The organism is Staphylococcus sp. GDY8P85P, from assembly GCF_017892405.1.
Lineage (GTDB): Bacteria > Bacillota > Bacilli > Staphylococcales > Staphylococcaceae > Staphylococcus > Staphylococcus borealis.
Map to the genome: position 1 here is coordinate 151,683 of NZ_JAESLA010000017.1, position 16,860 is coordinate 168,542.

The window sequence follows — 16,860 nt, forward strand, 5'->3', positions numbered from 1 at the left end:
AAGCACAGATGCCGAAAAATGACGACAAATGGCTTAATCTTTACATCTATATTAAAAAATATTGCTTAAATTTAATTTTGATTCTAAACCTGCTAACTCAATTCGCACATTATATGATAAATCACGATTTACAATGTCACGATCAACACCTTTGTCAGTGCCTCTATGTTTATGCGTTTGACTATATTCATTGGAATTTTGCCAATCATAAAATGCCTGACGTTCTTCCCATAAAGTTAAAATAATATAGTGTCGTCCTGCTACTTGCGGACGTAAAAATCTTAAAGCCTTAAATCCTGGTACATTTTGTAAATATTTAGGACGTTCTAAGAATTTCTTCTCAAATGCATCCCCCATACCTTCATTGACGTACAAATGATTTAAAACACAAAAAGAATCATTAGATAAATCATCAATTACCTCTAATACATCGTATTGATGTTCATCGTTATTTTTCTTTATTGAGATAATGTTGTCGCCCTTTTCTTCTACTACATATGTTTTATAACTGTCTTTTAAAATCATGATTCTTATCCTTCATTTCTAAACTAGCATTGAGCTACGATTTAATTTGTATATCTATATTCATTCGGTCATTATAATTGGCTTTGTTCATAAAGCGAGATAGATCGCTTCACGATTTCTAAAAATTCATGGTCCAATGTTGCAATTGTCGTAAAATAACTAAGTATATTATCAGAGATACGCTCATACTTAGGAAAATGTTGATCTTGACTAATCCAATGTGCAAGTTCTCCCAAAGGGGTTTGGTCACCAATAAATCCTTGCATAAACTCGTAAAAACTCATTATCTCACCCCAGTGTTTAGATATACGCTTATACTATCATGATACGTAGTATTACACTAGTACTGAAAAGCCAACACTTTTTGAAGTTTTGTTGGCTAAAGTGAAATAAAATTGGATTTATTTAGAAGTCAAATAATCTAACACAACTGCACCTACAGCTTCTGCTGCGACTAACATACTTTTCTCATCAATATTAAATTTAGGGTGATGATGAGGGTACACTTTACCATCTTGTGGCGCAGCACCTGAGTAAATAAATGTACTTGGTAAGGTTTTAGCATAAAATGCAAAATCTTCTGATGGGGGTTGTGCTTCACATTCTTCTACCCCTTTTACGTCATCTAAATCAGCATTTTTAATTGTTTCTGCTACATAATTCGTAAATTCAGGGTCATTATAGAGTGCAGGGTAATCTTTACTGAACTCAAAGTCACATTTAACACCGAATGTGGCTTCAAGACCTTCAACCATGCGTTGTAATTCTTCAGCAATGCGATCACGTGTAGCATCTGTTAGCGCACGAACGTCACCTTCAAGTTCAATTTTATCTTTAATCACATTAAATTGACCTTTACCATCAAATGAACCAATCGTTACAACGCCTGTTTCAAATGGGTTGAGTCGACGTGAAACAATCGTTTGCGCAGTTGTAACAAAGTTTGCACCAGCAACAATCGCATCATTGGCAGTGTGTGGTGATGAGCCATGACCTCCTTCACCTTGAATCGTTAATTTAAAGTATGAACGACCTGTTTGCACATTTTCAGGGCGGTAGAACACTTTACCAGGTTCCATATTAGTCATCACATGTGTACCAAGTACATGATCGACACCATCTAACACGCCATCTTCAATCATACCTTTGGCGCCACCTGGAGGCATTTCTTCAGCAGGTTGATGGATCACAATCACTTTACCATTTAATTGATCTTTCATTTCAATTAATGTTTCGGCCAAGATTAACATGTACGCTGTATGCGCATCATGTCCACATGCATGCATGACACCGTCATTTTTAGACGCAAATGATAAGCCTGTATCTTCTTGAATTGGTAAAGCATCAAAATCTGCTCGAATCGCAATCGTTTTTCCTGGTTTGCCGCTATCGATTGTCACTTTTACACCATTCTGGCCAACATTCGTTTCTACTTCACAATCTTTATCTTTATAAAATTCTGCGATATATTTCGGTGTTTCTGACTCTTGGAATGATAATTCTGGATGCTCATGTAAGTGTCTACGTATTTCAATCATCTTTTCCTCTTTATCTTGTAGACGTTTTACTAAATCTTTCGTCATTCTATCCACTCCTTTTTTCTCATTATATGCCTTTCTCCATTTTCAATGTTGCGCTACGGTTTCTTATAACTTAAATCATTTTTAATTTCACATCTCTGTATGGTCTTCTCTTCCCGAAAAAAAGAAGCATATGCAAATTCCAAAGAATTCTTGCATACGCTTCTATTTCATTAAATATCACTCTATGATTTAGATTGTTGTTTAGGAACACCTATGAGTATGACAATAAATGAAATGATTGCCATTAAAATGTTCAACCACAATCCTAACATGGCACCAAAATTAATATTAACCATGGCTGCACCTATACCATAAATCGTACCTGATAATGCGATACCAAACGCACCACCAAGTGAAGATGCCATTTTATAAATACCTGATGCTACACCTACTTTATCTTCAGGAGAATTTGAAATGGCAGTGTCTGTTGAAGGTGTCGCATAGAAACCAAGTCCTAAACCATATAATAAATAACCAATAACACAAACGACTACATACATTTGTGAAGATAGGAATGTAAATGAGATTAACAATATACCTACCATATTGAGTGCAGTACCTAGTAACATAGGTTTTCTTGCACCAACTTTTTGAAGGATTTTTTCACCAACACGAATCATCAATAATACTGTAATAAGATACGTAATTGAAAGTAATCCTGTATGGAATGTTGAAAAACCTAAACCTTGTTGTACAAATGTGTTCGCAACGATTAACGTACCAGCAACACCATTAAGCATAAAGTTAGAAATTGTAGCACTTGTATACGCTTTATTATTAAATAATTTAAAATCAATTAATGGATGATGCATTTTCATTTCTACACGTACAAAGATAATCGTTGAAATAATAAATACTGCAATTAACGCTAAAATGATTGGCGAGAATAACCCTAATTTAGCGCTTTGTGTAATCACCACATTAATACTTAACATCATAATGACAAACAATGTTAAACCTAAAAAGTCGAATCTTGTATTTGTTGTTTGATTCGATTTTGTTTCAGGTGTTCCTTTAATTAGAAGAATCGCTACAATCGCTACAATGATAGAAATAATATAAATCCAACGCCAACCAATTGCCGTTTCAATCATACCGCCAAATAGAGAAGCGAATCCTGAACCACCCCATGAACCAATCGACCAGAAACTTAACGCACGTTGTCGATCTGAACCTTGATAATACGTTTTAATAATCGCTAAGGTAGAAGGCATAATCGCCGCCGCTGATAACCCTTGAATGATACGTCCAAGAATTAACATTGAAGTAAATGGTGTCGCTATAATTAATAATGACCCAATAATACTCAATACTAAGCCAATATATGTCATTTTTACTCGGCCTAATTTATCAGCGAAACTACCCGCACCAACGACAAACATCCCGCTAAATAATGCCGTAATACTTATCGCAATACTCGTTGTACCAATACTGCTTGAAAATGAATGTTGTATGGTTGGTACTAAGTTAAGTAGTGATTGCGCAAATAACCAAAATGTAATTACTCCAAGTACAATACCTAATAAAAGTTTATTATTTCCAGTGAATTGTTGTTGTCTCATTTCCATAATGCTCTCTCCTTAACTTAAGTAGTCTAACACGACTGTCCCTACTGCCTCTGCAGCTACTAACATTGATGACTCATCAATTGTAAATTTTGGGTGGTGATGTGGATAAATTTTACCATCTTTTGGTGCAGCACCTGAATAAATAAATGTACTTGGTAATGTTGCTGCATAGAAAGCGAAGTCTTCTGATGGTGGTTGAGGTTCACAAACTTCAATACCTTTGATATCATCTGCATCCGCGTCTTGAATTGTTCGTGCAACATATTGTGTAAATTCAGGGTCATTATATAATGCTGGATAATCTTTTTTAAATTCGAAATCACACGTTACGCCAAATGTTGCTTCAAGACCTTCAACTAAGCGTCTTAATTCTTTTTCAATTGTGTCACGTGTGTCATCAGTTAACGCTCTAACATCACCTTCAAGTTCTACTGCATCTTTAATCACGTTAAATTGACCTTTGCCGTCAAATGAACCGATTGTAATCACGCCTGTTTCAAATGGGCTTAATCGTCGAGATACAATCGTTTGTACTTCCGTAACAAATTGAGCGCCTGCTACAATCGCATCATTAGCCATATGTGGTGAAGAGCCATGACCACCTGAACCTTGTACGTTTAATTTGAAGTAGGCACGTCCAGTTTGAACAAATCCTTCTCTATAGAAGACTTTACCGGCTTCCATCGTACTCATCACATGCGCACCTAACACGTGATCTACACCATCAAGTACGCCATCTTCAATCATGCCTTGTGCGCCACCTGGAGGCATTTCTTCTGCTGGTTGATGAATAATAATAACTTTACCTTTAAATTGATCTTTCATTTCTATTAACGTTTCACCTAGAATTAACATGTAAGCTGTGTGCGCATCATGACCACAAGCGTGCATCACGCCTTCATTTTTTGATGCGAATGGTAAACCTGTAGCTTCTTTAATTGGTAAAGCATCAAAATCTGCTCGAATCGCAATCGTTTTACCAGGTTTGCCACTATCTATCGTCACTTTAACACCATTAGGCCCTACATTCGTTTCTACTTCACAATCTTTATCTTTGTAGAAATCCGCGATATATTTTGGTGTTTCTTCTTCTTTGAATGATAACTCAGGATGTTCATGTAAATATCTTCTTATTTCAATCATACGTGCTTCTTTTTCTTGTAAAGTGTTAATTAATTGTTTATTCATAATTCATCTCTCCTCACCTATAATTGTATCGTTTATCTCTCAATTTAATAGTTAATTTATGTCCTCTTAGACACCAAATTGTTTGATTTTTTAATTTAAAAAGGAGAATGACAAAAATTAATGATACATTTTTGTCATTCTCCTAATTATACGTATTTATTTATTTCTATGATATGGATGGAGTTCGTCATTACTTTTAAATGATACGTTAGTGTTTGCGCTACTTCTACTTCTGAAATATCTAATCTAGGGTATGAAATACGGTTCACGTAATCAATCGTTTCTTGGTCCACACCATACGTTGTATTATGTTGTTGCCATACACGATATAACGCGCCATTCTCTTTATCTAACGTATAGTGTTTAACTTTATATAGACCACTTTGAAGGTCTTTAATTTCAAGTTTAAAGTTCCGTTTCTCCATTACATTAGGCTGTTCTGAAATTGTGTAATATGGATTATAATGATCTGCATCCCACACAACTATTTGAAGATGCGTATCATCCCCCACAACCATACATTCCTCATTGCGGAATCTCACATGAGATTGCAACATTCTAAAGAAATTACTTGTAAAGAATGCAGGTCGCTTGCCATCAAATTGATGATATAAATCAATTCCCATTAGACGGTGTTCATTCATGACACCATACTTTTGATGTAATTCATAGTTTAACCAGTAGCCTACTGTGCACACTTTCTCATTGATATCTAATAACTGTTTAAATATAATACCTGCTCTAAAATACTCGCCATTTGTCAAATTAGAATTGCCGGTTAAAGTATTCCAATTCAGCAACATAAGTGGAATCGCTTTATGATTGGCTGGAAGCCATTCGAGTAAGGCTTCTACTGTCTCGTTAATATGATTTTTCGCATATTGATACTGTATATCTTCAGACACTTCTAAATTAACGACGTCATTCTGATTGGCTTCAAACGCTAACATATGCACCTTTTCAGCGTGATCTTTAAATAATTGTTTCAAATTATTCTTATTATCACTAACGTCTTGGTCATGCACAATAAATTTCACGTTAGAAATATAATGTTTAAATACATCATATAATTGTACATATTGTTTCAACGCAATGGCATCTATAATCACTGATAGTTGCATGCTACTACTGCGTGTGGTCATATTTATAAAATGTTTAAGAATCTCTATCCAATGTGCACAATACGATTGAAATGCTGAAGCGCTACGTGGCGGTCTCAGACGAATACTCAAATGTATTTGATGATTCATTAGGAATAATAAACATTCATCTAACGTCATATATTGATGGCTATGCGGAATAATTTCATCTGATGTGACAACATGCTCTCTCCAAGCGTTATCGTTAACTAAATCTTGTACAAGAACCGTATCTAATCCAATTCTGTCTTTCACTTCTAATAACTGTTCTCTATAGCGATGTACCCGCAAATTAACAATACTCCCTATTTGAACGATATGGTTATATTTATTTAAGTGCCCAAGACTGTCATCTAACTGGATGTCAATTTCCTTTTGAGGTTCTGCTGATTGAATGACGACATCCATTTGATTATTCACAAACGACGATAAATATTGAATATACCGTCTGATACTTTGCTTATTCATTGGTTTGATATCCGATTGGTGGCTATCTTCAACATGATATTGCTTACGATAGTCACTTGGCGTCATGTGATACCATAATTTAAAGTTTTTAGCTAAAGATGTCGAATTGGAGAATCCATTTCCCAAAGCAACATCGGTAATTGAAATATCAGTGTATTTTAAATCATGTTCAGCATTTCTCGTTCTAACTTTATTAAGATAACTATTAAACGACGTTCCTAATTTCTTTGTGAATAAACGTGACGTATATGAACTAGATAAATTGATATAGTCTGCTAAATCATCTAAACCGATATGTTCCATATAATGTTGATTAATAAATTCTGAGGCAAGACTAGCAAAAACGTCATCTTTATTTTGCTCATGTATCATTTCTTGTCTTGACTGATACGGAATAAATTTCACTAGCATCTCGATTAATTGAATCATCATTTGATCCATATGCAGTTGATGAAACTTTCCTTTTCTTAAATAGGTAATGCCTATTTTAGCCAATAACGTTTTAATGTCATTATGTATTTTCTGAGATACCTCTTCAAAGTGAAAATAAATATTCTTATCTTCAATATAATGAGAGAAATACTTATTTGACAGTCGGAGTGACATATAGCTAACATCTGTATCATCTAGAATCAAAAAATTTTGATAGCTATTAATTAAAATTAAATCGCCAACGTGATATTGTCTATTTTGATTCTCACTTTGACAAGTAACATTGCCTTTTAATATTAAGTTCAATGATAAGTAATCAGAAGCGACATCTTCTTTTTTCGTGTCGAACGTGATTTCATAATTTGTATTCAAGAGGTCTTCATCCACCCTTCTAAACCACTTCTTCTTAACTATCATATCAAAATTCAATGGCTATGAAGATTGAAAACATGAGATGCGATACCGAACGGATTAAATAAGGTATTAAAAAGCAAATTGGGAGCGGAACAGAATTCATTTTGAATTCATCGTCCCGCTCCCTAAGTTATCTTCTTTTTCTCGTTTTTTTAGTATTAATATACTGTTTTACAATTAATGTTGATAATATGGATCAAATTCCATTGCACCAGCGTTCTCATCACTCACACCATGTTTATAATAATCAACATATTGTGGTTCTAATGGTTTTCTACCACGGATGATATCTGCTGCTTTTTCAGCAAGCATTAATACAGGTGCATGAATATTACCATTTGTTGTACGAGGCATTGCTGATGCATCAACAACACGTAAATTTTCCATACCATGAACTTTCATAGTTAATGGGTCTACAACTGACATTGGATCTGATGCAGGTCCCATTTTAGCACTACATGATGGATGCAATGCTGTTTCACCATCTTTACGTACCCAATCTAAGATTTCTTCATCTGTTTGTACGGATGGTCCTGGTGAAATTTCACCGCCATTGAATGGATCCATTGCTTTTTGCGCTAAGATATTTCTAGCTACTCGAATTGCTTCAACCCACTCTTGTTCGTCTTCTTTTGTTGAAAGGTAATTAAAGACAATACTTGGTTTTTCAAATGGGTCTTTTGATTTAATTTTTAAGCTACCACGTGAGTTTGAATACATTGGTCCTACGTGCACTTGATAACCATGTGCTACAGGTGCTTTTTGTCCGTCATATCTTACTGCAATCGGTAAGAAGTGGAACATTAAGTTTGGATAAGCAACTTGGTTGTTAGATCTTACGAAAGCACCACCTTCAAAGTGGTTTGATGCTGCAGCACCTTTACGTGCAAATATCCATTGTAAACCAATCCACGGCATACGTTTAACATCTAAGCTTGGTTGTAATGATACTGGTTCTTTACATTCATGTTGAATATATACTTCTAAGTGGTCTTCGAAGTTTTCTCCGACACCTGGTAAATGCATACGTGGTTCGATTCCTTTAGATTTCAAGAATTCTGCGTCACCAATACCTGATAATTGTAATAATTGAGGTGTATTGAACGCTCCACCAGATAATATAACTTCACCTGCATCAACCGTATGGTATCTACCATTACGTTTAAATGTTACACCTGTTGCTTTGTTACCATCGAAATGGATTTTAGTGACAAATGCACGTGTTTTAACAGTTAAATTTTTACGTTTCATTGCTGGGTGTAAGTAGGCTCTTGATGCTGATACACGACGTCCGTTATGCACTTGGCTATCGAAAGGTCCAAATCCTTCTTGTCTATAACCGTTAACGTCTTTTGTTTTGTGGTATCCTGCTTCTACCCCTGCATCAAAGAATGATTTAAATAATGGATTAGTTGCTGGACCACGTTTTAATTTAATTGGACCGTGATGACCTCTAAATTGGTCAAATGGTGTAGCACCGTATGTTTTCTCTAGACGTTTAAAGTATGGTAAGCAATGTGCATAGTCCCATGATTCCATACCTTCTGGTTCAGCCCAACCTTCATAGTCCATTGGGTTACCTCTTTGGTAAATCATACCGTTTATTGAACTAGAACCACCAAGAACTTTACCACGTGCATGGTCTACTTTACGTCCCATATGTGGTTCTTCTTCTGTTTGATAAATCCAATCGTAGAAACGATTACCTGATGGGAACATTAACGCTGCTGGCATTTGAATGAATAAATCCCAAGGATAGTCACTACGTCCTGCCTCTAATACTAATACATCTTTATCTTTATCTTCTGTTAAACGATTACCTAATACTGAACCGGCACTACCGCCACCAATAATGACGTAATCATATGATTTCTTTTTACTCATTATAAATTCGTCCTCCCTTAAATTGATTATGATGTCTTTATATTTCATGCTTTTAAGTTCGATACGTACAACTTTATAACTCAAATAAATAGAGTCGCATAGTTGATTTATATTACGACTCTATCGCTCTTGCATGGATTTGTTATTTGCTAAAGAAGTTAACTGGCTCAGGATTTGTATTCGTTAAAATGTGTTTACTAGTTAAATATTCTTCTAATCCTTCTTTACCTAGTTCACGTCCAATACCTGATTGTTTGTAACCACCCCATGGTGCTTGTGCGAAGTATGGATGGAAATCATTGATCCAAACTGTACCAAGTTTTAATTTATTGGCTACACGTTGTGCTTTACCGATATCTTTAGTGAAGACTGCACCTGCTAAACCATAAATAGAGTCATTAGCTAATTTAATTGCTTCTTCTTCACTATCAAATCCTTCAACAGTCACAACTGGACCAAACACTTCTTCTTGAACGATACGCATTGACGTATCACAATCAGTGATTACTGTTGGTTCAAAGAACAAGCCAGCTTGTAAATCTTCTCGTTCTGGGCGTTTACCACCAATTGCGATTGTAGCGCCATCTTCTTTTGCAATTTCCATGTAGTTTTCAATCTTACTGCGGTGTTCTGTAGAAATTACAGGTCCCATTTCAGTATCATCATCAAAACCATTACCAAGTTTGATTTTACCTACACGATCAATTAACGCCTTCTCAAAGTCGTCTTTAATATTGTTGTGTACTAAAATACGTGACCCTGCTGAACATACTTGACCTGCGTGGAAGTAACCACCATTCAAGGCTTGATCCACTGCAACTTCAAAGTCAGCATCATCAAAAATAATATTAGGATTCTTACCACCAAGTTCTAATGCAATGTTAGTAACATGATTAGCAGCATTCTTCATGATATGTTTACCTGTTTCAATGCCGCCTGTGAATGAAACTAAATCTACTTCTTCATGACCTGATAGTGTATCTCCGATTTCTTCACCACTACTTAATACTAAGTTGATAACACCTTTAGGGAAGCCAACTTCTTCCATCAATTCGAATACACGAATTGTAGTTAACGGTGTGATTTCACTTGGCTTCATAACAAGTGAGCATCCTGTTGCTAATGCTGGTGCAATCTTCCATGAAGCTTGAAGTAATGGATAATTCCAAGGTGTGATTTGTGTTACGACACCAACAGGTTCCTTAACGACCTTACTTTCAGTATTTGGAATTGGTGAATTGATGATTTCGCCACCATCTTTATCTGCTAATCCAGCGAAATAAGTAAATACATTGGCGATGTCATCCATATCTGCATATGATTCTCCTAATGTTTTACCAGTATCTAATGTTTCTAATTTAGCTAATTCATCACGATGCTCTGTAATTTTATCTGCAATCGCTCTTACTTTTTTACCTCTGACTTCACTTGTTTCTAATGACCACTCGGCATCTTCAAATGCGCGACGTGCTGCAAGTATTGCTCTTTCTGCATCTTCAGCAGTACCTTCTGCAACCGTAAAGATAACTTCTTGGTTATAAGGATTAATAATATCTCTTGTATTTTTATTTGAACTTTCTACCCATTCACCATCGATATACTGACGGTTAGACAATTTCTCTACAAGTTCCATCAAACGACCTCCGTTAAGTTTGTTAAATTTTTATTTAACGAATTTTACAGAACTAGATTATCATACTTTTCATAGCCTTGCAAACGATATAAAACGACACAACTTTTGAGATAGACTTGAAAATACAGTGTCAAAAGTGCTAATAATAAATATGCGATTTTGAAACTTTTCACCAAACACTTTATAATGATTTAGAATTGAAAAATGAACGTCTTCGTTTATTTCTCTTTAAAAAACTAATAAGTAACAATGGAGGTGCACCATGGCACGTTCAACGAATTATGACCAAAAAATTGAAGAAGCAAAAGATCTTGTTATCAATTCAATCGGTGAAACAATGGATTTGTATGGTACAAACCGTAGCGTCGGTAATCTATATGGCACAATGGTCTTTGAAGGCAGTATGACGCTTGATGAGATGCGTGAACATTTGCAAATGAGCAAGCCGAGCATGAGTGCTGGTGTCAAGAAACTACAAGAATTTGATATTGTGAAACAGCAATTCACTCGTGGCAGCAGAAAGCAACACTTCATTGCAGAGAAGAACTTCTTCCATTTTTTCCGAAACTTCTTTACACAAAAATGGGAACGTGAAGTTGACACGAACTTAGAAGCCGTTGAAAAAGCGCAATTATTGTTAGATGAAACATTAAAAAACGCTGACTTAGACGAAGCATCTAAAGCAGAAGTTGATAAAATCCAAGCACAATTGGATCATACAAAGCAATATTGTAAATGGCTTGAAAACTTAAGTAACGCGATTGAAAGTGGCCAAATCTTCGAACATTACCCAATTCCAGAAAAAGAAGATATTTAAAAAAGCTAGAAGATTTTCGAAAGTATGACACTTCGAAAATCTTCTAGCTTTTTATTATTTATAAGTTATCATCATGTGGTTCTTCTTTAACTTGAACAATACGTAATGAACGTCGTTCAATTTCTTTATGCTTATCTGCCCTTGTTTCCAGTTTAATCCGGTCTCTATTGAGCGTAATAATAAATGAAATCATCATAAAGATAAATATCACAATTAATGGCACACTCGCTAAGATAGATGCAGTTTTTAATACCTCAAGTGCACGTTCTCCCCCAACTAACATCAGTGAGAAAGGTAATAAACATAACGCAAATGCCCAAAATAGACGGTTGGCTTTTAATGGTTCGCCAACAACTTTTTTCTGTGATGCAGCAGCTAAAATATATGAACCTGAATCAAATGTTGTTGCTAAGAATAAGAAGGCAGAAATCAAGAATAATACAACAATCAATGTTGAGAATGGCAATTGATGCATTACTTGAATAATCGTCGCTTCAGTACCATGCGTATTTAAAAAGTTAATCACATTAAATTCGCCTGTAATCTGTAAGTACACTGCATAGTTACCAAAGATACCAAAGAACAATAGACAACCTAATGTACCATAAATAATCGTACCTAAAATAACTTCTTTAAGGCGTCGTCCTTTTGAAATACGCGCTATAAACAGACCGATAAATGGTGCATATACTAACCACCATGACCAATAGAATATCGTCCAATCTTGTGGGAAGTTAGTTTCTTTGCGTCCTTCAATTCCACCGAAAGGTTCCATCCAAGTAGCCATATGGAAGAAGTCTCTTAGCATATTACCAAAACTTGTAATTGTCGTTTCCATTATGAAAATGGTAGGACCCACGACAAACACAAAGCCTAGTAATAAGAATGATAACCATACGTTAACATCGCTTAATTTTTGAATTCCCTTTTTCAGACCAGAATAAGAACTTACTGCAAACACAACTGTGATCGTCAATAAGATAATTGAACGTACAACCATATTTTCGCCATCGATACCTGTCAATTTCTCAATACCTGCAGAAATCATAGGAACACCGAGGGCAAGTGATGTTGCAGCCCCGCCAAGTAGTCCGAAAATGAATAATATATCTACTAATTTACCTAAAAATTTATCTGTTTGTCCTTTAAGAACTGGACGACATGCTTGACTAATTTTGTAAATAGGTTGTTTCTTAACGAATACTAAATAACCAATAGGTAGTGCTGGTAAGACATAAATCGCCCATGCGATTGGTCCCCAATGGAACATACCATATTGCGTGGCATATGTAAGTGCTTCATCTGACATCGCTTTTGCACCATTTGGTGGTACTTGATAATAGAACGCCCACTCAATGACACCCCAATATAATATGTCTGATCCAATACCTGCACAGAATAACATAGACGCCCAACTGAAGTTATTAAATTCAGGTCTATCCGTTGCTTTTCCAAGCGTCACATTGCCGTAGCGTCCGAACGCAATATATAATACAAAGAATAAAATGGCTAATCCCATAAATAAATACACTGATCCAATTGAATTGGATATCGCACTGTTGATATCAGTAATTACTTTTTCACTGGCTTCCGGAAAAATCATCATCGGTGTAACAGCCACAAGTAATACGACTACCGTCCCTATAAAAGTCGGCCAATCCATAATTTTTTCTCGTTTCAATTATGTTCCTCCTCAAAATAGTTGTTTCGATAAAAATTAAAAACCACTTTCTTGTCACGGTTTATTCACATATTGACGATATCTAAAATTAAATAAAAATGCAAATTACATTCAAATTATACTTTTCAGTTTATTGAATAAATATATATTTCAGACATATTTTAAAGCTTTAGAAATTGCTATAACAACAGTGTTAAATTTAAACTTAACGTATTTAACAAATTTTATTTTGTATTATTTTTGCATAATCATACCCTTATAATGAATTTATATTTATTTAGCATTTTTTTAAATTTCTCATTTTACTCCTAAAAAAGACTACAAATCATCGAGCATGTCGCCCTAAAATTTGTAGTCTCTATATCTAAAATCCTAATATCGATTTTATTAAGAATCCAACTATAATTGATACGCCAATCGCAAAGAAGCCTGGAATAATGAAACTTGTCGCTCGTGTACGTCCAGTCTCATCTAAATTAACCGCAAATAATAACGTTGGTTGTGCCGGAATAACGAAGTTGACGTTAAGCGTTTGTACCATTGCAATAAAGTACATTGGTGGAACGCCCATACTCATAACAATTGGCACCATAATCGATGCGGTTGCAGTTTGAGAGATGACGATCATCGCCACTACAGCAACTAAGACAATGACTAACCAAGGTATAGATTGGATGGTTTGTCCGATATCGTCTTGGATGATTTTTAAGTTTTGGGGTGCGTTAAATACAGTTGCACCTAACCAGCCAGGTCCGAGTACTGCAAAGAGTGCACCAATAGCGGATTGTGCAATATGGGAAGACAAGATATCACTCGTATTAATCTTCATCATTAATAGATTAATAGCAACACTCAAATACATAAAGAACTGTACAATTTCTGTCATTGTTACGTTAACTTGTTCGCCATCGACGTTAAAGGCTGGCATTAAATTTGGAAAGATACCAAATGTTAATATTGCTGCCACACACAGTAAGAAGCTAACTACACCTAATTTAGTTTTAGTTGAAAATGATTGTTTAACAGATACTTCAGGTGTATGCGCCATTTCACTCGGCGTAACTGATGTCTTTCGACCAACAAACGTACAAAAGACACTTAACATTAGCATTGTAATAATCGCTGTAGGTAATACAATACTTAAATATTGTCCCATCGATATATGATAACCTGCCATTACCGAAATAATGTAGGCTGTTGCTGATGCTGCTGGACTACATAATAAAGCTAAATTAGCAGTCAATACAGAAGCAGTAAGCGGTCGCTTAGGTTGTATATTAGCCTTAACCGCAGTTTTGGCAATAATAGGTTCTAAGGATAACGCAATATTTGCTGTACCTACGCCAAACACAAATAAAAAGACAATCATTGGCGCTATAAAAATAATTGATCTTGGAAAGCGTTCAATCACTTTGGAAGCGAGAAAGACTAAATAGTCAATGCCTCCTGTAGCTTGCAAGGTACCACCAGCGATACCAATGGATAAAATAATTAATACTGCAGTAACAGGCGCTGAACCTGGGGGCAATTGAAAGCCAAAGATCATTATGAGTTGTGCCACAATGGCGAAGATACCACACCCTAATGCACCAGCCGCACGAAGCCCTAATAATATAGCTAGTATCATTATGATGATTTCTACTACAAACAGTAGCATGATGAAAGCTCCTAACTTTTCTGAAAATTATTGTGATTTTTTTAACATAAATAGTTTATCACTTGAAGATGTCAAAAGTATAGAATTGTAGATAATTTAAAATATTAAATGTAAATAAAATGTGAACTTACATTCTGACATACCCATTCCAATTAAATATTATCCCACTCTAAAAAACCTTGAAAGTATGCTCCTTCTAGCATCTTTCAAGGTCGATATTATCCATTATTTTGGATGGTCATCTTTGAGTGTTCCTTTTTTAATTGGGGCCGCTTCGTAATCACCCTCGATTTCTTTATCTTCAGTATGACCTTTAGCCATTTCTACATTTTTCTCAGTTTCTTTACGCTTTTCTTTTTTTGAACGCTTATCATACGCACGTTCTTCTAGTAATGATCCCCAAATAAGGCCACATATCACCGCAATCGTTACGATGATAATTAATGCTAATATAATCCATTTTATTACATCAAACGTCATCTTTAGTCACCCTCCTTTACGATTCACATATACAATCTAATATTAATTTCACTTATTATTATGTTTCCCGTTATACCTCCGCTTCAATCACACGATGCGCTATCTTGACATGCCTTTTTCCAAAAAGAAAAAAACCACGACGCCGTTAGATTAGGCATCGTGGTTAAAATGATTTCAAATTATGAAATGTAGTTATATGAACCAGCTTGGCTAGCTGAGATTGTACGTGATGATACTACACCAGGTCCACCGTTATAGTTCATTTCTGAAACTTTAACTGAACCGTCAGCGTTAACACTTTCAACGTATGCAACGTGACCGTATGCACCTTGAGACGTTTGCATTACTGCACCTGCTTTAGGTGTGTTGTTAACTGTATAGCCATCTGCAGCAGCTGCAGTTGCCCAGTTATTTGCGTTACCCCAAGTGCTACCAATTTTACCGCCTACTTTGTCATATACATAATACGTACATTGACCAGCAGTGTATAGGTTTGCACCGCCACTTGATTTACCTGATAATGCTGCACTACTTGAGCTTGTTGATTGAGTAGTTGGTGCGTTTTGAGTTGTTACTTTAACGTTGCGATCTGAAGTTGAATAGTTAGCACCTAAACCGCCACCAGCATTATTGTTTGCTGTGTAAGATTGTGTATTTTGGCTAGATTGATTGTTATTGTAGTTGTAATTGTAGTTATTGTATGATTGTGTATTGTTTACTGCTTGGTTGCCAGTGTATTGTTGACCACTTTGTTGCGCTTGAGCTGGGCTCCAGTTACCTTGCCATTGATAATGGTAATTACCTTGTTGGTCAATTGTGTATGTGTAACTGTATGAATATGGGTCATTAGGGTTATATCCATTATTATTTTCCGCTGCGTCTGCATCCTGATGTGCTAATCCAAATGTTGCAATACCTGCTGTTGCGATTGTAGCTGTAGCGATCTTTTTCATAATTAAATATCCTCCTAGAATGTTTAAAGCTTTTTATCTCGTGGCTACCTGCAATTGACATATTAGAAATTTTAAATCATTCAATTCAAAATGTTTTTAAGTAATTTTTTCTTCGTTAATTAACGACAAGACATACTCTAACAGACACACAAGGGTTTGTGTGGAATGTTAAGGCTTTGTAAATGAATCATAATAATTTTACTTCGTATGTAATAAACATAGACTTATATTACAACTTGTAAAACGCGCCTATACCAAGACTTATAGCACGTTAATCAACAGTGTATTCACACGCTTTGTAATTTATCTGATTATTTTAGACATGTTTTATTTCATGAAAAGTGGGAAGTATAAAGCGTTTTCTCATAATAGCGGGAAGCCATTTTAGAGTGGATGATATGTAATCATAAGCATTAGAAACATACTAAGATTAGCTGT

The 16,860-nt window shown here is 35.4% G+C and carries 13 protein-coding genes; 1 reads left to right on the forward strand and 12 read right to left on the reverse strand.

Annotated features, from left to right (window positions below):
• Positions 1-51: 51 nt before the first annotated feature.
• The 8 genes from KA828_RS04600 to betB form a co-directional block, all read right to left on the reverse strand.
• The gene (locus tag KA828_RS04600; protein WP_210125519.1) at positions 52-525 is read right to left on the reverse strand and encodes an antibiotic biosynthesis monooxygenase family protein; all 474 of its coding nucleotides are present in this window, start codon (positions 523-525) and stop codon (positions 52-54) included.
• Between the two features lie 71 nt (positions 526-596).
• Positions 597-809, reverse strand: a complete 213-nt coding sequence (locus KA828_RS04605; RefSeq protein WP_053028911.1) for a sterile alpha motif-like domain-containing protein — start codon at positions 807-809, stop codon at positions 597-599.
• Positions 810-926: 117 nt separating this feature from the next.
• Positions 927-2,108 (reverse strand): M20 family metallopeptidase, encoded by a 1,182-nt coding sequence (locus tag KA828_RS04610; RefSeq protein ID WP_053028912.1) that lies wholly within the window; start codon positions 2,106-2,108, stop codon positions 927-929.
• Between the two features lie 182 nt (positions 2,109-2,290).
• Entirely contained in the window at positions 2,291-3,676 is a 1,386-nt protein-coding gene (locus KA828_RS04615; RefSeq protein ID WP_053028913.1) for an MFS transporter, read from the reverse strand.
• Between the two features lie 12 nt (positions 3,677-3,688).
• The gene (locus tag KA828_RS04620) at positions 3,689-4,864 is read right to left on the reverse strand and encodes a M20 family metallopeptidase (RefSeq protein WP_210125521.1); all 1,176 of its coding nucleotides are present in this window, start codon (positions 4,862-4,864) and stop codon (positions 3,689-3,691) included.
• A gap of 146 nt (positions 4,865-5,010) precedes the next feature.
• Positions 5,011-7,275, reverse strand: coding sequence for a transcriptional regulator AryK (gene aryK / locus KA828_RS04625; RefSeq protein WP_210125523.1), 2,265 nt, complete (start codon positions 7,273-7,275; stop codon positions 5,011-5,013).
• 219 nt (positions 7,276-7,494) lie between these two features.
• Positions 7,495-9,204, reverse strand: a complete 1,710-nt coding sequence (gene betA, locus KA828_RS04630; RefSeq protein WP_142237135.1) for a choline dehydrogenase — start codon at positions 9,202-9,204, stop codon at positions 7,495-7,497.
• Positions 9,205-9,343: 139 nt separating this feature from the next.
• Positions 9,344-10,834 carry a betaine-aldehyde dehydrogenase gene (betB, locus tag KA828_RS04635; protein ID WP_053028916.1) on the reverse strand — a complete coding sequence of 497 codons (1,491 nt, stop codon included), beginning with the start codon at positions 10,832-10,834 and terminating at the stop codon, positions 9,344-9,346.
• Positions 10,835-11,096: 262 nt separating this feature from the next.
• On the opposite strand from betB, the gene cudC reads away from it, so the two are divergent.
• Positions 11,097-11,651 (forward strand): choline uptake/conversion transcriptional regulator CudC, encoded by a 555-nt coding sequence (gene cudC / locus KA828_RS04640; RefSeq protein WP_070855231.1) that lies wholly within the window; start codon positions 11,097-11,099, stop codon positions 11,649-11,651.
• 58 nt (positions 11,652-11,709) lie between these two features.
• On the opposite strand, the gene KA828_RS04645 is transcribed toward cudC, so the two are convergent.
• The 4 genes from KA828_RS04645 to KA828_RS04660 form a co-directional block, all read right to left on the reverse strand.
• Positions 11,710-13,332, reverse strand: a complete 1,623-nt coding sequence (locus KA828_RS04645) for a BCCT family transporter (RefSeq protein ID WP_193838894.1) — start codon at positions 13,330-13,332, stop codon at positions 11,710-11,712.
• Positions 13,333-13,696: 364 nt separating this feature from the next.
• On the reverse strand, positions 13,697-14,989 hold the full coding sequence (locus KA828_RS04650; RefSeq protein ID WP_193838893.1) for an anaerobic C4-dicarboxylate transporter family protein: 1,293 nt from the start codon (positions 14,987-14,989) through the stop codon (positions 13,697-13,699).
• 225 nt (positions 14,990-15,214) lie between these two features.
• Positions 15,215-15,469, reverse strand: a complete 255-nt coding sequence (locus tag KA828_RS04655) for a hypothetical protein (protein WP_053028920.1) — start codon at positions 15,467-15,469, stop codon at positions 15,215-15,217.
• Between the two features lie 179 nt (positions 15,470-15,648).
• Positions 15,649-16,422, reverse strand: a complete 774-nt coding sequence (locus tag KA828_RS04660; RefSeq protein WP_053028921.1) for a CHAP domain-containing protein — start codon at positions 16,420-16,422, stop codon at positions 15,649-15,651.
• Positions 16,423-16,860: the final 438 nt, after the last annotated feature.

Bases quoted from the DNA above. Each gene is read 5' to 3' on its own strand.
- KA828_RS04600 (WP_210125519.1), bottom strand. From the start codon at position 525: ATGATTTTAAAAGACAGTTATAAAACATATGTAGTAGAAGAAAAGGGC.
- KA828_RS04605 (WP_053028911.1), bottom strand. From the start codon at position 809: ATGAGTTTTTACGAGTTTATGCAAGGATTTATTGGTGACCAAACCCCT.
- KA828_RS04610 (WP_053028912.1), bottom strand. From the start codon at position 2,108: ATGACGAAAGATTTAGTAAAACGTCTACAAGATAAAGAGGAAAAGATG.
- KA828_RS04615 (WP_053028913.1), bottom strand. From the start codon at position 3,676: ATGGAAATGAGACAACAACAATTCACTGGAAATAATAAACTTTTATTA.
- KA828_RS04620 (WP_210125521.1), bottom strand. From the start codon at position 4,864: ATGAATAAACAATTAATTAACACTTTACAAGAAAAAGAAGCACGTATG.
- betB (WP_053028916.1), bottom strand. From the start codon at position 10,834: ATGGAACTTGTAGAGAAATTGTCTAACCGTCAGTATATCGATGGTGAA.
- cudC (WP_070855231.1), top strand. From the start codon at position 11,097: ATGGCACGTTCAACGAATTATGACCAAAAAATTGAAGAAGCAAAAGAT.
- KA828_RS04650 (WP_193838893.1), bottom strand. From the start codon at position 14,989: ATGCTACTGTTTGTAGTAGAAATCATCATAATGATACTAGCTATATTA.
- KA828_RS04655 (WP_053028920.1), bottom strand. From the start codon at position 15,469: ATGACGTTTGATGTAATAAAATGGATTATATTAGCATTAATTATCATC.
- KA828_RS04660 (WP_053028921.1), bottom strand. From the start codon at position 16,422: ATGAAAAAGATCGCTACAGCTACAATCGCAACAGCAGGTATTGCAACA.